This is a genomic window from Ureibacillus sp. FSL E2-3493, from assembly GCF_038077515.1.
Lineage (GTDB): Bacteria > Bacillota > Bacilli > Bacillales_A > Planococcaceae > Ureibacillus > Ureibacillus halotolerans.
The window spans coordinates 3,697,501-3,718,682 of the sequence record NZ_JBBOPK010000001.1; the positions used below are offsets into that span (position 1 = coordinate 3,697,501).

The 21,182-nt window shown below is 37.5% G+C and carries 23 protein-coding genes and 2 rRNA genes (1 of these 25 running past the window's edge); 24 read left to right on the forward strand and 1 reads right to left on the reverse strand.

Translation table 11 applies throughout. The annotated features are described in order from the left end of the window. The 12 genes from MHH69_RS18930 to rsmI form a co-directional block, all read left to right on the forward strand. Window positions 1-1,405 (forward strand): 23S ribosomal RNA (locus MHH69_RS18930); it begins 1,515 nt to the left of the window's first position. Between the two features lie 60 nt (window positions 1,406-1,465). Beyond that, window positions 1,466-1,581, forward strand: a 5S ribosomal RNA gene (rrf, locus tag MHH69_RS18935). A gap of 1,081 nt (window positions 1,582-2,662) precedes the next feature. Next, window positions 2,663-4,087, forward strand: coding sequence for an aminotransferase class I/II-fold pyridoxal phosphate-dependent enzyme (locus tag MHH69_RS18940; RefSeq protein ID WP_341362922.1), 1,425 nt, complete (start codon window positions 2,663-2,665; stop codon window positions 4,085-4,087). A gap of 19 nt (window positions 4,088-4,106) precedes the next feature. Then, on the forward strand, window positions 4,107-4,745 hold the full coding sequence (tmk, locus tag MHH69_RS18945; RefSeq protein WP_122972305.1) for a dTMP kinase: 639 nt from the start codon (window positions 4,107-4,109) through the stop codon (window positions 4,743-4,745). 62 nt (window positions 4,746-4,807) lie between these two features. After that, window positions 4,808-5,137, forward strand: coding sequence for a cyclic-di-AMP receptor (locus MHH69_RS18950; protein ID WP_341362923.1), 330 nt, complete (start codon window positions 4,808-4,810; stop codon window positions 5,135-5,137). Between the two features lie 125 nt (window positions 5,138-5,262). Continuing rightward, window positions 5,263-5,703, forward strand: a complete 441-nt coding sequence (locus tag MHH69_RS18955; RefSeq protein ID WP_122972303.1) for a YaaR family protein — start codon at window positions 5,263-5,265, stop codon at window positions 5,701-5,703. Between the two features lie 92 nt (window positions 5,704-5,795). After that, entirely contained in the window at window positions 5,796-6,800 is a 1,005-nt protein-coding gene (gene holB, locus MHH69_RS18960) for a DNA polymerase III subunit delta' (protein WP_341362924.1), read from the forward strand. After that, the gene (locus MHH69_RS18965; protein ID WP_122972301.1) at window positions 6,793-7,608 is read left to right on the forward strand and encodes a PSP1 domain-containing protein; all 816 of its coding nucleotides are present in this window, start codon (window positions 6,793-6,795) and stop codon (window positions 7,606-7,608) included. Before holB ends, MHH69_RS18965 begins: the two co-directional genes overlap by 8 nt. A 23-nt stretch (window positions 7,609-7,631) precedes the next feature. Further along, a complete protein-coding gene (gene yabA / locus MHH69_RS18970; RefSeq protein ID WP_122972300.1) occupies window positions 7,632-7,988 on the forward strand; it encodes a DNA replication initiation control protein YabA in 357 nt (118 codons plus the stop codon). 203 nt (window positions 7,989-8,191) lie between these two features. Then, window positions 8,192-8,941: a tRNA1(Val) (adenine(37)-N6)-methyltransferase gene (locus MHH69_RS18975; protein ID WP_122972299.1), complete on the forward strand. Its 750-nt coding sequence runs from the start codon at window positions 8,192-8,194 to the stop codon at window positions 8,939-8,941. Beyond that, window positions 8,925-9,185, forward strand: coding sequence for a GIY-YIG nuclease family protein (locus MHH69_RS18980; RefSeq protein ID WP_122972298.1), 261 nt, complete (start codon window positions 8,925-8,927; stop codon window positions 9,183-9,185). The genes MHH69_RS18975 and MHH69_RS18980 overlap by 17 nt, the downstream gene beginning before the upstream one ends. Continuing rightward, window positions 9,185-10,057: a 16S rRNA (cytidine(1402)-2'-O)-methyltransferase gene (gene rsmI, locus MHH69_RS18985; RefSeq protein ID WP_122972297.1), complete on the forward strand. Its 873-nt coding sequence runs from the start codon at window positions 9,185-9,187 to the stop codon at window positions 10,055-10,057. The genes MHH69_RS18980 and rsmI overlap by 1 nt, the downstream gene beginning before the upstream one ends. A 75-nt stretch (window positions 10,058-10,132) precedes the next feature. Here the strand turns inward: rsmI and MHH69_RS18990 are convergent, their stop codons facing one another. Then, window positions 10,133-10,411, reverse strand: coding sequence for an AbrB/MazE/SpoVT family DNA-binding domain-containing protein (locus MHH69_RS18990; RefSeq protein ID WP_122972296.1), 279 nt, complete (start codon window positions 10,409-10,411; stop codon window positions 10,133-10,135). A gap of 364 nt (window positions 10,412-10,775) precedes the next feature. On the opposite strand from MHH69_RS18990, the gene metG reads away from it, so the two are divergent. The 12 genes from metG (at window position 10,776) to spoVG (ending at window position 21,051) form a co-directional block, all read left to right on the forward strand. Beyond that, window positions 10,776-12,740, forward strand: a complete 1,965-nt coding sequence (gene metG / locus MHH69_RS18995; protein WP_122972295.1) for a methionine--tRNA ligase — start codon at window positions 10,776-10,778, stop codon at window positions 12,738-12,740. Between the two features lie 250 nt (window positions 12,741-12,990). Then, window positions 12,991-13,761 carry a TatD family hydrolase gene (locus MHH69_RS19000; RefSeq protein WP_122972294.1) on the forward strand — a complete coding sequence of 257 codons (771 nt, stop codon included), beginning with the start codon at window positions 12,991-12,993 and terminating at the stop codon, window positions 13,759-13,761. A 132-nt stretch (window positions 13,762-13,893) separates the two neighbouring features. Next, complete coding sequence (locus tag MHH69_RS19005; RefSeq protein WP_122972293.1) at window positions 13,894-15,099, forward strand: G5 and 3D domain-containing protein; 1,206 nt, start codon at window positions 13,894-13,896, stop codon at window positions 15,097-15,099. A 221-nt stretch (window positions 15,100-15,320) separates the two neighbouring features. Continuing rightward, complete coding sequence (tnpA, locus tag MHH69_RS19010; RefSeq protein WP_341362949.1) at window positions 15,321-15,776, forward strand: IS200/IS605 family transposase; 456 nt, start codon at window positions 15,321-15,323, stop codon at window positions 15,774-15,776. Window positions 15,777-15,993: 217 nt separating this feature from the next. Further along, window positions 15,994-16,560, forward strand: coding sequence for a ribonuclease M5 (gene rnmV / locus MHH69_RS19015; RefSeq protein ID WP_122972292.1), 567 nt, complete (start codon window positions 15,994-15,996; stop codon window positions 16,558-16,560). After that, complete coding sequence (gene rsmA / locus MHH69_RS19020; RefSeq protein ID WP_122972291.1) at window positions 16,553-17,440, forward strand: 16S rRNA (adenine(1518)-N(6)/adenine(1519)-N(6))-dimethyltransferase RsmA; 888 nt, start codon at window positions 16,553-16,555, stop codon at window positions 17,438-17,440. The genes rnmV and rsmA overlap by 8 nt, the downstream gene beginning before the upstream one ends. 147 nt (window positions 17,441-17,587) lie before the next feature. Continuing rightward, entirely contained in the window at window positions 17,588-17,848 is a 261-nt protein-coding gene (gene veg, locus MHH69_RS19025) for a biofilm formation stimulator Veg (protein WP_122972290.1), read from the forward strand. A 101-nt stretch (window positions 17,849-17,949) separates the two neighbouring features. After that, entirely contained in the window at window positions 17,950-18,141 is a 192-nt protein-coding gene (locus MHH69_RS19030) for a small, acid-soluble spore protein, alpha/beta type (protein WP_122972289.1), read from the forward strand. Between the two features lie 254 nt (window positions 18,142-18,395). Continuing rightward, window positions 18,396-19,262: a 4-(cytidine 5'-diphospho)-2-C-methyl-D-erythritol kinase gene (ispE, locus tag MHH69_RS19035; protein WP_122972288.1), complete on the forward strand. Its 867-nt coding sequence runs from the start codon at window positions 18,396-18,398 to the stop codon at window positions 19,260-19,262. Window positions 19,263-19,389: 127 nt separating this feature from the next. Then, window positions 19,390-20,217, forward strand: coding sequence for a pur operon repressor (purR, locus tag MHH69_RS19040; protein ID WP_122972287.1), 828 nt, complete (start codon window positions 19,390-19,392; stop codon window positions 20,215-20,217). 1 nt (window position 20,218) lies between these two features. Continuing rightward, the gene (locus MHH69_RS19045; RefSeq protein ID WP_122972286.1) at window positions 20,219-20,593 is read left to right on the forward strand and encodes a RidA family protein; all 375 of its coding nucleotides are present in this window, start codon (window positions 20,219-20,221) and stop codon (window positions 20,591-20,593) included. Between the two features lie 167 nt (window positions 20,594-20,760). Next, entirely contained in the window at window positions 20,761-21,051 is a 291-nt protein-coding gene (spoVG, locus tag MHH69_RS19050; RefSeq protein WP_122972285.1) for a septation regulator SpoVG, read from the forward strand. Window positions 21,052-21,182 lie beyond the last annotated feature (131 nt).

Consider the following 21,182-nt stretch of genomic DNA (forward strand, 5'->3'; position numbering starts at 1 on the left):
GCGCGCCCAAGCAATAAGGCGTGGAAGTAGGCAAATCCGCTTCCTAATACGCCAAGCTGTGATGGGGAGCTCTATTGAGCGAAGTACCTGATTTCACGCTGCCAAGAAAAGCCTCTAGCGAGGCGGGAGGTGCCCGTACCGCAAACCGACACAGGTAGTCGAGGAGAGAATCCTAAGGTGTGCGAGAGAACTCTCGTTAAGGAACTCGGCAAAATGACCCCGTAACTTCGGGAGAAGGGGTGCTCTCGTGAGAGAGCCGCAGTGAATAGGCCCAGGCGACTGTTTAGCAAAAACACAGGTCTCTGCAAAACCGTAAGGTGACGTATAGGGGCTGACGCCTGCCCGGTGCTGGAAGGTTAAGAGGAGGGGTTAGCATTAGCGAAGCTCTGAATTGAAGCCCCAGTAAACGGCGGCCGTAACTATAACGGTCCTAAGGTAGCGAAATTCCTTGTCGGGTAAGTTCCGACCCGCACGAAAGGCGTAACGATCTGGGCACTGTCTCAACGAGAGACTCGGTGAAATTATAGTACCTGTGAAGATGCAGGTTACCCGCGACAGGACGGAAAGACCCCGTGGAGCTTTACTGTAGCCTGATATTGAATTTTGGCACAACTTGTACAGGATAGGTAGGAGCCAGAGAACTCGGAGCGCCAGCTTCGAGGGAGGCGTCGGTGGGATACTACCCTGGTTGTGTTGAAATTCTAACCCATACCCCTTAGCGGGGTAGGAGACAGTGTCAGGTGGACAGTTTGACTGGGGCGGTCGCCTCCTAAAAGGTAACGGAGGCGCCCAAAGGTTCCCTCAGAATGGTTGGAAATCATTCGTAGAGTGTAAAGGCACAAGGGAGCTTGACTGCGAGACCTACAAGTCGAGCAGGGTCGAAAGACGGGCTTAGTGATCCGGTGGTTCCGCATGGAAGGGCCATCGCTCAACGGATAAAAGCTACCCCGGGGATAACAGGCTTATCTCCCCCAAGAGTCCACATCGACGGGGAGGTTTGGCACCTCGATGTCGGCTCATCGCATCCTGGGGCTGTAGTCGGTCCCAAGGGTTGGGCTGTTCGCCCATTAAAGCGGTACGCGAGCTGGGTTCAGAACGTCGTGAGACAGTTCGGTCCCTATCCGTCGTGGGCGTAGGAAATTTGAGAGGAGCTGTCCTTAGTACGAGAGGACCGGGATGGACACACCGCTGGTGTACCAGTTGTCTTGCCAAAGGCATCGCTGGGTAGCTATGTGTGGACGGGATAAGTGCTGAAAGCATCTAAGCATGAAGCCCCCCTCAAGATGAGATTTCCCATTACGCAAGTAAGTAAGATCCCTCAAAGACGATGAGGTAGATAGGTTCGAGGTGGAAGTGTGGTGACACATGGAGCTGACGAATACTAATCGATCGAGGACTTAACCAAATCTTGAATGCATTCAATGTCTTTATCCAGTTTTGAGAGAACAAGCTCTCAACTAAATAGTCTAGTGATGATGGCAAAGAGGTCACACCCGTTCCCATACCGAACACGGAAGTTAAGCTCTTTAGCGCCGATGGTAGTTGGGGGCTTCCCCCTGTGAGAGTAGGACGTTGCTAGGCAACAGAGACCACTGAAAATTCAGTGGTCTTTTTTATACCTAAAAAGCCCCCAACGTACAAAAAGCCGAAGGCTTTAATCGGCGCGTTTAAGGACAATCAAAAATACAGAAGGAAAACCTCGAGAAGTGGGAGGACCGAGGAAAACAAGGAATCAAGGAGGACCGAAGCGCAGTGTACTTGGTACATGAGCATCGGACTGACGCAGATGACGCAGTTTTCCGACGTGTCATCGCGCTTCGCAGAAAGCGTCGATGGTAGTTGAGGGGTACCCCCTGTGAGAGTAGGACGTTGCTAGGCAACAGAGACCACTGAAAATTCAGTGGTCTTTTTTATACCTAAAAAGCCCCCAACGTACAAAAAGCCGAAGGCTTTAATCGGCGCGTTTAAGAACAATCAAAAATACAGAAGGAAAATCTCGAGAAGTGGGAGGACCGAGGAAAACAAGGAATCAAGGAGGCCCGAAGCGGAGTGTACTTGGTACATGAGCATCGGACTGACGCAGATGACGCAGTTTTCCGACGTGTCATCGCGCTTCGCAGAAAGCGTCGATGGTAGTTGAGGGGTGCCCCTGTGAGAGTAGGACGTTGCTAGGCAATTAAAGACCACTGAAATTCAGTGGTCTTTTTTATATCCAAAAAGCCCCCAATAAACAAAAGCCGAAGGCTTTAATCGGCGCGTTCAAGAACAATCAAAAATACAGAAGGAAAACCTCGAGAAGTGGGAGGACCGAGGAAAACAAGGAATCAAGGAGGCCCGAAGCGGAGTGTACTTGGTACATGAGCATCGGACTGACGCAGATGACGCAGTTTTCCGACGTGTCATCGCGCTTCGCAGAAAGCGTCGATGGTAGTTGAGGGGTGCCCCCTGTGAGAGTAGGACGTTGCTAGGCAAATAGAGACCACTGAGATTCAGTGGTCTTTTTTATACCCAAAAAGCCCCAATAATTAGAAGTTTCAGTACGCCGATGATTACAAAATAGAGAAAATTAAAGATAAAGGATTCTTCTAAAATACATTCAAAATCGTGCGTGAATTCTATAGAAGCACTATAATATAGAAAGAGAAATGAACGGAGTGAGACAATGAAAAGGGAAAGACCGATCGTTACGGCTTTACAACATTTCGTAGAACAAAAGCCGTTAAGTTGGCATGTTCCAGGACATAAAAGCGGTTTGTTATCGTCATTACCAAATGAAATAAAAACTGCCCTTACATATGATTTAACAGAATTAACTGGTTTGGATGATTATCACCATTCTGAAGAAGCGATAAAACAAGCAGAGATTTTATTAGCAAAAACTTATGGTGCTCAACGTAGCTTTTTTTTAGTAAATGGTTCAACAGTTGGTAATTTAGCAATGATATATGCAACGTGTAAAAGAAATGACAAAATCATCGTACAGAGAAACGCGCATAAATCTATTTTCCATGGGTTGGAGTTAGTCGGTGCTAAAGCAATATTTGTTGCTCCTAGATGGGATGAAGTGTCTTTAACAGCAGGAGAAGTACCAACAGCCACTTTACAGGAGGCATTGCAACTTCATCCTGATGCCAAAGCGGTTTTACTAACCTATCCAACTTATTATGGGGTAGCGGGAGAAGAAGCATTAAAACAGCAAATAGATATGTGCCACGAAATGGACATTCCTGTATTAATTGATGAAGCCCATGGTGCCCATTTAATAGCGAGTAAGAGTTTTCCTACTTCTGCTTTACAATTAGGTGCTGATGTTGTTGTGCAATCAGCCCATAAAACATTACCTGCTATGACAATGTCCTCCTTTTTACATGTAAATTCACAACTGATTGATGTAGAAAAAGTGAATCATTATTTAAGAATGTTACAATCTAGTAGTCCATCCTATTTATTACTGGCTTCACTGGATGATGCTAGAGATTATATAAGTAGTTATTTAGAGAGTGATGCCGTATATTTAATGGAAAAACGTAATCAATGGATTGAGGCATTACGCTCACTACATCCGCTTCAAGTAATTGAAGTGGATGATCCATTAAAACTTTTAATTCGTATACCTGGTAAAAGCGGATTCCAATTAAAGGAGGCACTTGAGCAACAAGGTATTTATGTAGAACTAGCAGACCTATATCAAGTGCTCGTCATATTACCGTTATTAAAACATGAACAGCCATATTCCTTTGCAGATGCTCGCATACGTTTTAAAGAGGCGTTATCAACATTAAAAAAGGAAAATGAGACGCTAATTCCATCAGTAGTACCTAGTCATAATCATACGACAGTTTCCATTCCAGAATACTCTTATGACGAAATAGAACAGTTAGAAAAGGAATGGGTGCCTTATATGCGTGCCATTGGAAGAGTATCAGCAAGTATGCTTATTCCGTATCCACCTGGAGTGCCATTATTTTTGCCTGGAGAAAAAGTTACTGTATCAAAATTAAGCCAATTAGAAGAGTTACTTGCAGTAGGTGCAGCTTTTCAAGGACAACATCGCCTAAATGAAAAGCTCATATACGTCATAAAGTAGCAGCCGGAGGAATATAGAAATGAAAAGAAACTTATTTATAACGTTTGAAGGTCCAGAAGGGGCAGGAAAAACGACGATTTTAACTAAAATAGTGGAACGTCTCGAACAACTAAAGATCGACATAATGGCAACAAGGGAGCCAGGGGGTATTGAAATTGCGGAAAAAATACGTGAAGTTATATTAAATCCGGAGCATACCGCTATGGACGAAAGAACAGAGGCTTTATTATATGCTGCTGCAAGAAGTCAACATTTCTTTGAAAAAGTTGAACCAGCAATCCAAAAGGGAAAGCTTGTATTATGTGATCGTTTTATTGATTCATCCTTAGCCTATCAAGGATATGCCCGGGGAATTGGAATAGATGAAGTTTTAGCAATAAATGAATTTGCCATCGGAAAACGAATGCCGGATTTGACAATATTGTTTGATTTAGAACCGAAAGTAGGACTAGCCCGAATTCATTCACACAATGACAGGGAAGTGAATAGACTTGATGTAGAGAGCTTATCTTTTCATGAAAAGGTAAGAGAAGGTTATCAACTATTAGTAAAGCGTTATCCTAATAGAATTAAAGTAGTTAATGCTGACCAGCCTATAGATAAAGTAGTAGAAGATGTTTGGCATCTTTTAAGTGAGACTTTAGAGGAAAGTAAATGAAGTAGGCATACTATGTATGCTATAATAAGAACACCAATTCAATATATGGGGAGTGAGTACGGATGAAGTTAGTTGTTGCAGTCGTTCAGGACCAAGATAGTAACCGTTTGTCTAGTGCATTAACAAAGCATAATTTTCGTGCGACAAAATTAGCAAGTACTGGTGGTTTTTTACGATCAGGAAATACAACCTTTATTGTTGGAACAGAGGATTCATCGATTCCTCAATTACTTGATATTATTCGAGATAATTGCCGTTCCCGTGAACAAATGGTGTCACCTGTATCTCCGTTAGGTGGTAACGCAGACTCTTATATCCCGTATCCCATTGAAGTTGAAGTTGGGGGAGCTACAGTTTTTGTATTACCTATTGAACAGTTCCACCATTTTTAATCCTATTCAGTTATAAAGATTGAAGGAATGAATAGGATTGGCTAGACTGAGATTCATGATTTTTTAAATCGATATCTCTGCTTTATATACTAGCCTTTTATGAGATTGGGTGGAGGCGAAAGGTATTGAAGATAGATCAAAATTTACGTGTAGGTTTAAAAGCGAATCCTAATGAGTTAAAACATATGCACCAATCAGGGAATCGTTTTGGTGAGATTCTTGTTAAACAAGGTTCGAAATTACAAACGGAACAGTTAACAAGATTAATGGGCGATATTTCTGCTGCTGGTGATCGTGTTGCTAGATCTCGTAACTTACGGGAACTTACTCGTTTTAAAATGCTCATCAAACGTTTTTTACAAGAGGCAGTTGAATATGGATTAGATATGAAACAGTCTCATACTTGGAATCGTTTTGGAGAAGGGCGCCGTCTAAAAATTGTGGAAACAATAGATGAACGTCTAGTTGAACTTGCACAAGATATTTTAAGTGAAGAGAAGGATACAATCGATTTGCTTGATAAAATTGGAGAAATTAAAGGATTGTTAGTTAATTTATATATGTAGAACCCGTGTCTTCTTTCCTGTATGGGACACGGGGTTTTTTCTAAAAGAAATAAAAAAGTAGAAATAGTCGTTTAAGAAAAAAGGTGAAAGAAATGGCAGGAAATGTGGAAGAACTGAAGGTGTTACAACCAGTAGTGATGAAGCAATTACAAACGATTTTTGAAAAAAATAGAACAGGCCATGCGTATATTTTTGATGGGGAAAAAGGAACAGGAAAAAGGGAGTTCGCAATATTCTTCATAAAACTATTATTGTGTCTGAACTCGTCGAAAAATGTTCCATGTGAAACATGTCGAAACTGTAAACGCATTGATACTGGCAATCATCCAAATGTAAAACAGTTAGAACCAGACGGACAATTTATCAAAATCGACCAAATTCGAGACCTGATTTCCGGTATGACGAAAACAAGTATTGAAGAAGGACGTAAGATTTATGTTCTTCACCATGCAGACCGTCTAAATATAGCTTCTGCTAATACATTACTGAAATTTTTAGAAGAGCCTGAGGGTGAAGTAACGGCTTTATTGCTAACGGAAAGTTATCAGTCTATTCTTCCAACCATTCAATCACGTTGCCAGCATATAAAATTTGCTTCCATTCCGCGAAATATTTTATTAAAGCAACTACAGGAACAAGGTATCACTTTCTCAATGGCTTCAACAGTTAGTATGGTTACCAACAGTTTAGAAACTGCCATTTCATTAGCTAATGATGAGCAGTTTGCACATACAAGAAAAACAGTGTTAAAATTAGTAGAGACAGTAAGAAAAAATGTACACGAAGCTTTACTCGTTGTGTACGAAGATTGGATACCTTCTTTTAAAGAAAAAGAAGAGATGGAGCAAGCGTTAGATTTACTACTTTTTGCATATCGTGATATTGTAGCAATAAAGGCGAATCCTGAAAGTTCTTGTACATATCCAGATATGTTACAAAGCTGGAAGGAGCAAGCGTTACATACAACGTATAATCGCTTATCTAACCAAATGCAAGCAATATTGCAAGCAAGGCAAAATTTAGGGCGCAACATGAATCGAACGCTTATGATGGAGCAGTTAATGCTTAACCTGCAGGAGGGGTATACATTTGTATAATGTAGTTGGAGTCCGCTTTAAAAAAGCGGGTAAAATATATTATTTCGACCCCGGCGTATTTCTACTGGAAAAAGGGCAATATGTCATTGTAGAAACTGCAAGAGGGGTTGAATATGGAAAGATCGTCGTGCCAATGAAGCAAGTGGGAGAAAATGATGTTGTTTTACCTTTAAAACAAGTACTACGCCCTGCTGATGAACGAGATCGCATTCAAGTTGAGGAAAATACACAAGAATCACAACGAGCTTTTGAACTTGCTAGTACAAAAATTAGCGAACATAACCTTGAAATGAAACTTGTTGATGTTGAATATACATTTGATCGTAATAAAATTATTTTTTACTTTACTGCTGAAGGAAGAGTTGATTTCCGTGAGTTAGTAAAGGATTTAGCTTCTATTTTCCGCACACGTATTGAATTACGTCAAATCGGTGTACGTGATGAAGCAAAATTACTTGGCGGGATAGGTCCTTGTGGAAGAATGTTATGCTGTTCAACATTTTTAGGAGACTTTGATCCCGTTTCGATTAAAATGGCGAAAGACCAAAACTTATCGCTTAATCCAACAAAAATTTCTGGTCTTTGTGGACGCTTAATGTGTTGTTTAAAATATGAAAATGACGATTATGAAGTGGCTAAAGAAGGTATGCCAGATATCGGAGACTCTACGATGACGCCTGATGGCCCAGGTAAAGTAGTAGGGATAAATGTTTTAGAACGATTAATTCAAGTGTTTTTAGAAGAGCAGGAACGAACTGTTGAATATACATTAGACGAAATTATTGAATGCGAGAAAAATTTGATATAGATGAACAAGTGGGGTGGTTTTGAGTGAAGGACCGCAATTTCTTAGATTCGGTTATGGAATTCGAACGACAGCTCGAATCGCTACAGCAACAATATAATGACTTAAAAAAATATGTTGCACATATGGTGGAAGATCATCAGGCAATTCAAACGGAAAATCTTCACCTTCGTAGACGTCTAGAAGAGCTATTATCCAACGATACTTCTGATGAACGTAGCGAAAATGAAAAAATGAGCTTGTTAGATATTGGAGAAGGATATGATAATTTAGCGCGTCTTTACCAAGAAGGGTTCCACGTTTGTCACGTTCATTTTGGTAGTTCTCGAAAAGGTGAAGATTGCTTGTTTTGTCTATCGTTTTTAAATAAACAAAATGCTTAAACTTTATCCATTACAAAACCTAAAAAAGTTAGTAGTGTGGATAATGGTTAGTTTGGTGATGTCATAGATAACTATCTAGAGGCATACATAAATGCATCAAAGCGGTGCCGATACACCAAAGATTTTGTTCAAAAGGCTGATACCACAAATGTGGTTTTCAGTCTTTTCTTTTGATAAGAGTATTTTTGAATGGAGGATATTTTGTGGAGCAATGGTTAAAGGATGATGAGCGGCTGGATTATTTATTGGCTGAAGATTTAAGAATTATCCAAAGTCCGTCCGTCTTTTCTTTTTCATTAGATGCAGTGTTATTATCAAGATTTGTTAGTGTTCCAGTAAATAAGGGTAAAGTAGTGGACTTATGTTCGGGAAATGGTGTAATACCTCTATTTTTAAGTGCGCGTACAAAGGCAGACATTATAGGAGTAGAATTGCAGTATCGACTATATGATATGGCTGAGCGGAGTATAAAGTACAATGGGTTAGAAGATCAAATTAAAATGATTCAAGGTGATGTGAAAGAAATTCCACCCCAGTTAGGTATTGAAAAATATGATGTGGTTACATGTAATCCACCGTATTTTTTAGCCCATGAATTAAGCGATAAAAATGTTAGTGAACATTATGCCATTGCTAGACATGAAATTCATTTAACTTTAGATGAGGCAATCGAATCTGCCAGTCGGTTGTTAAAGCAAGGCGGAAAAGCTGCATTTGTTCATCGTCCGGGAAGACTTTTAGATATTGTTACTTCAATGAGAGCTCACCGTCTCGAACCAAAACGAATCCGCTTTGTGTATCCTAAATTCGAGAAAGAAGCAAATACTTTATTAATAGAAGGCATAAAGGACGGGAAACCTGATTTGAAAGTATTACCACCATTGTATGTATATGATGAGAATAATCAATATACGGATGAAGTGAGTGAAATTCTTTATGGAGACAAAAAATAGTCATATTTTTTATGTTTTAGAATGTGCAAATCAATCTCTTTATGCTGGCTATACAAACAATTTGGAGAAACGATTAGCAACCCATAATGCAGGAAAGGGTGCGAAATATACGAAGGCCCATCGCCCTGTTAAGTGTATCTATTTTGAAACTTATGCTACAAAGCAAGAAGCAATGCGAGCCGAGTATGCCTTTAAACAGTTAAAACGAAGCGAAAAATTGAAATATATTGGGAGAGACGTTTGATGAAATCACAAAAGAGCAGTCAACATGAACAGGGAAGCTGTCTTTATTTAGTTGCAACCCCTATAGGGAACTTAGAAGATATGACAGTACGAGCGTTGCGTATTTTAAAAGAAGTAGATGTCATTGCAGCTGAGGATACCCGTAATACAAAAAAATTATGTCATTACTTTGACATTCAAACCCCATTAGTAAGTTACCATGAACATAATTTAGAGAAAGGTGGGGAGAAACTTTTAGGGTATTTACGGGAAGGGAAATCGGTTGCTTTAGTAAGTGATGCAGGTCTTCCATGTATTTCGGATCCGGGAGCAGATATTGTTATGAAAGCTATAGAAGAGGATTTTGCCGTTGTTCCTATACCTGGTGCCAATGCAGCTTTAACAGCATTAATTGCATCAGGTATTACACCGCAGCCATTTTATTTCTTTGGATTTTTAAATCGTCATAAAAAGGAACGTCGACAACAGTTAGAAAAATTGGCGAAGCGGGAAGAAACAATCATTTTCTATGAGGCTCCACACCGTTTAAAGGAAACTTTAAAGGATTTGGAACTTATTCTAGGAAATCGAAAGATTGTGTTAGCCCGAGAGCTCACGAAAAAATTTGAAGAGTTTTTGCGCGGTACAATTTCAGAAGCAGTCCAATGGGTAAGTGAAAATGAAATACGTGGAGAATTTTGTGTCATTATTGAAGGGAATATAATTGGTGAAATCGAAGAGGAGCAAGAATCTTATTGGACAAGTTTATCTCTAGTAGAACATGTGGACTATCTAATAGAAGAAAAACAAATGAATTCAAAAGAAGCCATTAAAGAAGTTGCTAAACTTCGAGGGCTAGCAAAAAGAGATGTTTACCAGGAATATCATGTATAAAACAGTATGATAAAAATAAAAAAAGCGTATGCTATTTTTAATGATTTAAAAGTTAGCAACGCTTTTTTATAGTTCTTACTTAGAAATATGTTGTTGGATTTCTTTCATTAAAATTTCTGCACCTTCTGGACTTAAAATTAATTTGCCTCCAGCAAGACGGAAGTTTTCATCGGAAACTTCACCAGTTACAGCACAAGTCATGTTAGGCATATATTTTTTAAGAATGATTTTATCGTCATCAACGTAAATTTCTAACGCATCTTTTTCTGCAATGCCTAATGTACGACGAAGCTCGATCGGAATAACTACACGTCCTAATTCATCGACTTTACGAACGATACCTGTTGATTTCATGACAATATTTCCTCCTATGGATTGTTTATTATATTATTTTCTTTTGTTTCGCCAAAATTCGACATTATTCTCTGTCTGATTAGAATCATACCAAGTAATGCCATAAACGTCAATTATTTAGCATTAATGGTTTAATATTGATGTGAAATAGTTGTGAACATTTGATACATAAACGGGATTTCTGATTTAAAAATATAGATTATTAATATAAAACGTTCAATTTAGTTGGAAAGTTCCACCAAATTTACACCTTTTACTAATAGTATTTTTCGACAACATTCTGTAATAATATTCTTTCATTGAAACAATTTTCTTACTTCGATAAAATAAACACTATACAGTTTGACAATGGAGGCCATTTTAAGTGAGTGAAAAGAATACATTTTATATAACAACCCCAATTTATTATCCCAGTGGTAAGTTTCATATCGGTACAGCATATACAACTGTGGCATCAGATACGATGGCACGATATAAACGATTAAGAGGATATGATGTTCGTTTTTTAACGGGTATGGACGAGCATGGTCAAAAAATTCAAGAAAAGGCATCTGAAGCAGGGAAACATCCGCAGGAGTACGTTAATGAAATTGCAGATGCAGCAAAAAAACTTTGGTCTTTAATGGATATTTCTTACGATGATTTTATTCAAACTACACAAGAGCGCCATACAAAAAGTGTAGAAAAAATCTTCCAAAAATTCCTTGATAATGGAGACATTTATAAAGGGGAATATGAAGGCTGGTATTGTACACCTTGTGAATCTTTTTACACTGAAACCCAGTTAGTAGATGGAAACTGTCCTGATTGTGGACGTCCGGTTCATAAAGTAAAAGAGGAATCATATTTCTTCAACATGAAGAAATATGCGGATCGATTATTACAATATTACGAAAAAAATGTTGAATTCATTGAGCCAGAATCTCGTAAAAATGAAATGATAAATAACTTTATTAAACCTGGTTTAGAGGATTTATCTGTTTCAAGAACTTCATTTGATTGGGGTATTAAAGTACCTGGAGATCCAAAGCATGTTATTTATGTTTGGGTGGACGCTTTATCAAACTATATAACAGCTTTAGGATACGGATCAGATAATGAAGAATTATTCAATAAATACTGGCCAGCTGATGTACAAGTTGTAGGGAAAGATATTGTTCGTTTCCATACAATTTATTGGCCAATTTTCTTAATGGCTTTAGATTTACCATTACCTAAAAAAGTATTTGCCCATGGTTTTATCATGATGAAAGATGGAAAAATGTCGAAATCGAAAGGGAATGTCGTTTATCCAGAAATGTTAATTGAACGCTATGGATTAGACGCAACGAGATACTTCTTACTTCGCGAGCTACCTTTTGGTGCTGATGGCGTATTTTCTCCAGAATCATTTGTTGAAAGAACGAATTTTGATTTAGCAAACGACTTAGGAAACTTATTGAATCGTACCGTTTCAATGATGAACAAATATTTTGATGGTATTATTCCAACGAAAAAACTAGTAGAAACTGAGTTCGATGCTGCCCTTAAAGTACACGCAAAAGAAACTCGTTTAATTTACGAGCAAAATATGGAGAAAATGCAATTTAGCGTTGTATTATCCGATGTTTGGTCCCTTGTTTCTCGTACGAATAAATATATTGACGAAACACAACCTTGGGTATTGGCAAAAGATGAAGAAAATAAAGGTAAATTAGCGTCAGTCATGTATAATTTGGCTGAAAGTTTACGTCATATTGCCGTAATGTTACAACCATTTATGACGTCAACACCTAAACAAATTGTCGAACAATTAGGTTTAGACGAATCTTATTTAAATTGGGAAACAATTGAAACATTTGGGAATGTTATTCCGGAAAATATAAAAGTGGTAGAAAAAGGAATACCAATTTTCCCTCGTTTAGATGTTGAAGTTGAAGTTGCTTATATTAGAGAACAAATGAGAGCTTCGGTGAAAACACCTCAAGAAGAGGAGAAAAAGACAGAAGTTGAAGTTTCAGATGTTCCTGAAATTTCAATTGATGATTTTATGAAAATCGACTTAAGGGTTGCAACGGTAACAGCTTGTGAACCAATTCCTAAAGCAGATAAATTATTAAAGCTGCAAGTGGATCTTGGATATGAACAACGTCAAGTTGTATCGGGTATAGCTCAATATTACAAACCTGAAGAGTTAGTTGGGCAAAAAGTCATAGTTGTAGCAAACTTAAAACCAGTTAAGCTACGTGGTGAGCTTTCACAAGGTATGATTTTAGCAGGTTCCCATGATGGTGTATTAACCCTTGCTACCGTTGATCCGAAGTTGCAAAATGGAGCGAAAGTTAAATAAGGATTTTAACTTTTCAAGCCTGTTGAACAAGATAAGTTCAACAGGCTTTTCACTAGAAAAATTGTGACTTTAAAACTATATTGTCATAATAAAGGAGAAAACATAATCTGTCGAAATAGGTAAATTCTATCAAAAAAATGTAATGTAAAAATTGTTTTATGACATAAAAAGATATCCGTGTAACAAATCTGTAATTTGAATGTCAACTAAGAAATATTTTATTCCAATAAAATGAGTGAGGAGATTGAAGATGTTTATAGATACACATGTCCATTTAAATGCAGATCAGTATGAAGAAGATTTGCAACAAGTAATCGAGAGAGCAATTGAAGCGAAAGTTGAAAAAATGGTAGTAGTCGGCTTTGATCGAAAAACAATCGAAAAAGCCATGAAACTAGCAGATGAGTACGAATTTATTTATGCAGTAATTGGATGGCATCCTGTTGATGCAATTGATTGCACACCAGAAGATTTGGAGTGGATTGAACAACTTGCCGCTCATCCTAAAGTAGTCGGTATTGGAGAAACGGGTTTAGATTACTACTGGGATAAATCACCTAAAGATGTGCAACAAGAACTATTTCGTAAACAGATTCATCTAGCACAAAAGTTAAAACTGCCAATCGTTATTCATAATCGCGAAGCAACTGGGGATGTTGTAAAAATATTACGGGAAGAAAATGCTGCGTCGGTTGGGGGCGTTATGCACTGTTTTAGCGGTAGTGTTGAAACAGCTCATGAGTGCATTGCAATGAATTTCATGATTAGTCTAGGTGGTCCTGTCACATTTAAAAATGCACGCCAGCCAAAAGAAGTTGCAAAAGAAATTCCATTAGAGCATTTAATGATTGAAACAGATGCTCCATATTTGGCACCCCATCCTTATCGAGGTAAGCGGAATGAACCGTCCTATGTACCGTTAGTTGCTGAAGAAATTGCTCGTCAAAAAGAGTTAACAGTTGACGAAGTTGCAAGAGTGACAACTTCAAATGCTATTAAATTTTTTAAACTCGATGAATAAGAATCCGAAACGTCTCCAATACTGCGTTTAAGACGGATTAAAATAAATGGACTATTTTTTATAAAAATTTAATTGGTTGACAGCTAAAAAAGTAGCCCGTATAATCCAACGAGTGTCAAGGAGGCGTTTTTCATGTCAAAAATTTCCATGAAAAACTTGTTCTCAGGATCATTGAGGAGTAAGCGAACAGTGGTAGGAATTATATCTCTTATCCTGTTTGTTTCAGTAGTTTCTTTTGTTGCTTATCAAGGAACAAAAGAGTCGGTTGTTGTAAATGCAAACGGTAAAGAACAAGAATTATTAACACACGCAAATACAGTAGGCGAACTTTTACAACAAGAAGGTATTGCCGTTTCTGAATATGATAAAGTATCACCCTCACTGAACACCAAGATCGTCAGTGGAATGACGATTGATTGGGAACAAGCTAAAGAAGTAACTATTTCAGTTGACGGAAAAGAGTCAAAGGTTTGGACAACTGAAAGTAAAGTGAAGAACATTTTGGAAGAAGCAAATATCGAAGTAACAGAGCATGATAAATTATCAGTTGCTTTGGACGCAGAAGTAGGAGCAGATAACAAAATCGATATTCAAAAGGCGTTTCAGTTAACGCTTGTCGATGGTTTAGAGGAAAGACAAGTTTGGTCCACTTCGACTACGGTCGCTAACTTTTTGAAACAACAGGGAATTCAGCTTAATGAGTTTGATCGTGTTGAAAATGATTTGGAGGCTGTTATCACTCCAGAGGATAAAATCACAGTTGTTCGTGTAGAAAAGGTTACCGATGTAGTGGAAGAATCGGTTGATTTTGCAGTAGAGACGAAATCAGACTCTTCGTTACTAAAAGGAAAAGAAAAGGTAGTCACAGAGGGCGAGGAAGGAAAAATAGCTCGCACTTATGAAGTTACGAAAGAAAATGGTAAAGTAGTAGATAAAAAGCTAAAAACAGAAGAAGTTTTGAAAGAACCAAAAACAGAAGTTGTCGCAGTTGGTACAAAAGTAGTAACAGCTACAGTTTCTCGTGGTAATAGTTCTTCTTCAAAAAATAGCAAAGAATTTTATGTAACGGCTACTGCTTACACTGCAGACTGTAAAGGATGTTCAGGCGTTTCTGCCACAGGTCTTAACTTAAAAGCCAATTCTGGTATGAAAGTTATTGCGGTTGACCCAAATGTAATTCCATTAGGATCGAAAGTTTGGGTTGAAGGGTATGGTAATGCGATCGCTGCAGATACGGGTGGATCCATCCAAGGAAATAAAATTGATGTCTTTGTAAGCTCGAAACAAGAAGCCAATAATTGGGGACGGAAAAAAGTCCGCATTAAAATTTTAAATTAAGTCTATTAAGCTTTCAAAAGATTAGTTGATCAACCAAAATGTTTAAAAGAGTCTTCCTGTCTGTAAATGGGAAGACTCTTTTATTAATTCTTTTAAAACCACGTGCTCTGCACGTGTGAAAATATACTTTTAGGGTGGTAATGGAGATGGAATTAAAAACTCCTCTCGATATAATGAAAATGGCCGTCAAACCAAATTCAAATCGAGAGGAGTTTTGCTCAATGTCGAGCGACAATAGTTTATCACACACAAGATGGAATTGTAAGTATCACATAGTTTTTATACCAAAATACAGAAGGAAAGTAATCTACGGTGAATTAAGAAAAGACATCGGAGCGATTTTAAGACGTCTATGTGAAATGAAAGACGTAGAACTCATAGAAGGACATGCAATGCCAGATCATATACATATGCTGGTTAAAATTCCTCCAAAATTATCCGTATCACAATTCGTAGGCTATTTAAAAGGAAAGAGTTCTTTAATGATTCACGATAGACATGCAAATTTAAAATATAAACACGGAAATCGAACGTTTTGGGCAAAAGGATATTATGTCACTACAGTAGGTCTTAACGAAAAAGCGGTAGCAAAATACATTAGGGAACAAGAAGCTGAAGATCGATTACGTGATCAAATGACGAGTAGAGAATATATAGACCCATTTAAACGAGATTAAAGAACAAATACGGTTGACGGTCAATTAAAAAAGCCCCTTTAGGGGCAGTTAGTAAGGAGCCCTTATAGGGCGTTACTAAAACCGCCTGTTTTACAGGCGGATATTTATTTTTTGGATGCATTATATACGTTGGTTATGAATTATAAATTACTAAAACGACGTTTACACTATTGTATGTTATTATAGTCACAGATTGTTTGAAAAGAGGGGTATATTTTTGAATATACAAGAAATCATCGTTGTAGAAGGAAAAGATGATACAACGGCCATTAAACGTGCTGTTAATGCTGATACAATAGAGACAAACGGTTCGGCTATTTCGGAGGAAATCCTTCGACGTATTGAGCATGCTCAACAAAAACGGGGCGTTATCGTTTTTACAGATCCAGATTATCCAGGGCGGCGTATTCGTGCCATCATTGAGGAGAGAGTACCAGGAGTAAAGCATGCATTTTTAGCTAAAGAAAAAACCATTGCAAAAAACGGCAAAGGACTTGGAATTGAACATGCCCGGGATGAAGATATTCGAGAAGCATTAAGTAATGTTTATACACCGAATGCTCAAGGTCATATAGAAGCCGAAATTACGATGGAAGATTTATTAGTTGCTCGATTAATAGGACACCCCCAATCTAAAAATCGTCGCTTAAGATTAGGTGAAATTTTGAATATAGGAATGACAAATGGCAAACAATTGCATAAACGACTTACCATGTTTCAAATTACTGTTGAACAATTTGGTCAAGCAGTAGCCCAACTAGATCAGGAGGAGCAAAATGTATAAAGATATCGCAACACCTATTCGTACAAAGGAAATTTTAAATAAATATGGATTTTCATTTAAAAAAAGTTTAGGACAAAATTTTTTAATTGATCCAAATATATTACGTAATATTGTAAGTCATGCTAATTTAACGAAAGATAGTGGTGCGATTGAGATTGGACCTGGTATCGGGGCATTGACTGAACATCTTGCGCGGGCTGCCAAAAAAGTTGTATCTTTCGAAATCGATCAACGTTTACTACCGGTATTAGAGGATACATTAAGTCCGTACGATAACATTAAAATTATTCATTCCGATATATTAAAAGCAGATGTAGAAAAAGTAATAAAGAAAGAGATGCCAGGTATTGAAGATATTATGGTTGTGGCAAACTTACCTTATTATGTGACAACACCTATTTTAATGAAATTATTAAACGATCGTTTACCAATTCGCGGCTTTGTTGTCATGATGCAAAAGGAAGTAGCTGATCGTATAACAGCAAAACCTGGTACGAAGGAATATGGCTCCTTATCAATCGCTATTCAATATTATGTAAAAGCAGAAGTGGCAATGGTTGTACCAAAAACGGTATTTATGCCTCAACCAAATGTAGACTCTGCTGTCATTCGATTAATTAAGCATGATGAACCTCCAGTTAAAGTAATCGATGAAGATTTCTTATTTGAGGTTACCCGTACATCCTTTGCACAACGTAGAAAAACGATTTTGAACAATTTGCAATCGGGTCTTCCTTCAGGAAAGGAAAAGAAGCAACAAATATTAGATGCCCTTGAACAATGTGGTATTGAACCGGCAAGAAGAGGGGAAACTTTATCTATCCAAGAGTTTGCAAAATTAGCAGATGCACTTTATTCTCATTTTTGCAATACACAATAATATGAAACGTGTCATTTTTTTATTAAATTCCAATACTTTTTTATGCAAAAAAAGTTGACAACAATTTTATCTGCTGATAAAATATTATAATTTGTTGACAAGTAACCAATAATGGGCTATACTAGGTATAGTGAGGTGTATGCGAAAATGCCAAAAACGTTAGCTGACATTAAAAAGTCTCTAGATTGTCATTTGGGTAAACGTTTGCGATTAAAAGCAAACGGAGGTCGCAAGAAAACGGTTGAGTGTGATGGAGTACTTAGTGAAACTTATCACGCAGTATTTGTAGTTGAGCTCGATCAAGAAGATAACGCTTGTAAACGCGTTTCTTATAGCTACACAGATATTCTAACTGAAGCAGTAGAAATAACATTTTTAGACGATGTGCAAGTTGCCATTGCCAAATAGTTTTATTTGTATTTTTAAAACACTCATTTTTGAGTGTTTTTTGTTTTCTTTCGCACATACTACAGTTGTTAACCTACTTATTTTGAAGGAGGAATAACTGCATGGCCAGAAGAAAAGGAATCATGTCGAGTCGTCTAAAAGAAGAGATTGCCAAGGAACTCGGATTTTATGATGTAGTCGAACGTGAAGGCTGGGGCGGAATAAAATCACGTGATGCAGGTAATATGGTAAAGCGAGCAATTGAAATGGCCGAACAAGGTCTAGCACAGCAAAACCAAAACAATCAAAAGTAAGTAGTAGTTAACATTTTGCCAATAAATCCTGAAATGGATTTATTGGCTTTTTCATTGATAACTATTGAAAAAAACGTTTAAACTATTTCGTAACACGGGTTTGAGACACTTTTGATTCCGTTATGGTAAAATATATGGAAGTAATGAGACTGTCTACATAAGGGACCTTTTTATGGTTAACTTATACTAATTTTTAAAATGAAAACAAAAAGGGTTTCACTATAGATTTGGTTGCCAATTGAGGAGGACACGGTATGCTTTATGTGAAAGCGCCAGCGAAAATAAATTTAACTTTAGATGTTTTATATAAACGTCCTGATAATTACCATGAAGTAGAGATGATTATGACTACGGTTGACTTATCAGACCGTATTGGACTAGAGTCCCGTAAGGATGGGCAAATTAAAATCAATTCTACTAATGGATTTATTCCAGATGATAATCGAAATTTAGCTTATCAAGCTGCCCAATTAATTAAAGATACATATGGGATAAAAGAAGGCGTTACAATTGTAATTGATAAAGAAATTCCGGTTGCAGCTGGTCTTGCTGGTGGCAGTAGTGATGCAGCTGCAACGTTAAAAGGATTGAACGAGCTTTGGGGTTTAAATTTATCTATTGATACGTTAGCTGAATTAGGCGCTAAAATTGGTTCGGATGTATCCTTTTGTGTTTATGGGGGGACGGCATTAGCAACTGGACGGGGAGAAAAAATTCATCACCTTCCCGCACCACCAACATGCTGGATCGTTTTAGCTAAACCGAAAATTGGCGTATCAACAGCACAAGTTTATGGTGGACTGAATGTTGATGAGATTGAGCACCCTAATACAAAGCAAATGATTGAAGCGATAGAAAAAAATGATTATTTCATGATGTGTGAATCGGTAGGGAATGTTCTTGAATCCGTTACCTTTGAACTTCATCCAGAAGTTGTCATGATTAAAGAACAGATGAAACGTTTTGGCGCGGATGCAGTTTTAATGAGTGGAAGTGGTCCAACTGTATTTGGATTAGTTGATAACGAATCAAGACTTCCTCGTATTTATAATGGTTTACGAGGTTTTTGTGATGAAGTTTTTGCAGTTCGTTTATTAGGGGAAAGAAATTCACTTGCTTAAATGCGTACATTTATGATACTTTTTCTATAAATTATTCGTCTATTGAAAGTTGCTTGATTAATAAAAGTATGGGTATAAAAAATCAAAAAAGCTTGAAGTACAAATTTAATGTTTAGGAGAGGATCGCATGAAATGGAAGCGAAGTGAACGGCTAGTTGATATGACTTATTATTTACTTGAGCATCCACATCAGCTGATCCCGCTAACTTATTTTTCTGAAACTTATCAATCGGCTAAATCCTCAATTAGCGAAGATTTAACGATTGTAAAAGAAACGTTTGAAGAAAAAGGAATCGGGTTGTTGGTGACAGTACCTGGTGCGGCAGGTGGGGTAAAATATATTCCTAAAATGTCAAAGGAAGAAGTTCGGGATATTATTCAATTATTAATTTCAGAACTAAGCCAATCAGACCGCTTATTGCCAGGTGGATATTTGTTTATGACGGATTTACTCGGTAATCCGGAGCTTATGAATCGAGTAGGGAAAGTATTCGCTAGCATCTTTGCTGATCAACATATTGATGTCATTATGACAGTAGCGACAAAAGGAATATCTATCGCTCATTCAATTGCTAGACATTTGAATGTTCCAGTTGTCGTAGTCCGTCGAGATAGTAAAGTAACAGAAGGTTCAACAGTAAGTATTAATTATGTTTCAGGTTCTTCCCGTCGCATTCAAACGATGGTGCTTTCTAAACGTAGCATGAAGAGTGGGCAACGTGTGCTAATAACCGACGATTTTATGAAAGTTGGGGGTACGATGAATGGAATGAAAAATTTATTGGAAGAGTTTGATTGTGAACTTGCAGGGATTGCTGTTCTTGTAGAAGCAGAACATGCAGATGAAACGCTTGTTGATGATTATTATTCATTAGTAAAACTCCATGCCGTAAATGAAAAAGATCGTACCATTGCTTTAAGTGAAGGGAATTACTTTTTAAAGGAGGGCATATAAAATGAAAACTGTATCAACGAACAATGCACCGGCAGCAATCGGTCCATACGCTCAAGGAATTATTGTAAATGGAATGTTCTATAGCTCTGGTCAAATTCCGTTAACTGCAGCAGGTGAATTAGTAGAAGGCGACATTGTAGCTCAAACAAATCAAGTATTTGAAAATTTGAAAGCTGTCTTAAAAGAAGCAGGTAGTTCTTTAAATCATGTTGTAAAAACAACTGTCTTTTTAGCAGATATGAATGACTTTGCAGCAATGAATGAAGTGTATGCTAATCATTTTGGAGATCACAAACCTGCACGATCAGCAATAGAAGTAGCTAGATTACCAAAGGATGTAAAGGTAGAAATTGAAGTAATTGCAGTAGTGGAATAAACTAGTTTACAAGAAAAAGTGGTGAATTACTTTAGTAGTAGTTCGTCATTTTTTTTATATAAAAAATATTTCTCATTTTTTCGAAAATTTTATAAAAGAAGAAGGAAAAAAGAAATTTTTGTAGAATCATATCTTTAAAAGGCATCCTAGATGAGAGGAGTGAGAGAATGGAAGTTACTGACGTAAGATTAAGACGTGTTCAAACTGATGGGCGCATGCGAGCAATTGCTTCCATCACACTAGACGATGAATTCGTGGTTCATGATATTCGAGTGATTGATGGAAATAATGGGTTATTTGTTGCTATGCCAAGCAAGCGTACACCCGACGGAGAATTCCGTGACATTGCACATCCTATTAACTCTGAAACAAGAAATAAACTTCAAGATGTAGTATTAGCTGCTTATCATGCTTCTAGTGAAGAAGAAGCACTTCAACTTGAAGAGGCAAATGCATAATGTAAAGATGAAGAGACTACTTACCTAGAGTAGTCTCTTTTTTCATGTATAAAAGTAATAGAAAAAATGAAGGAAATACCAAATGAGGATGTCATGGATTTGTCAAGTCTGGAAGCCTTGAAAATCGGGTG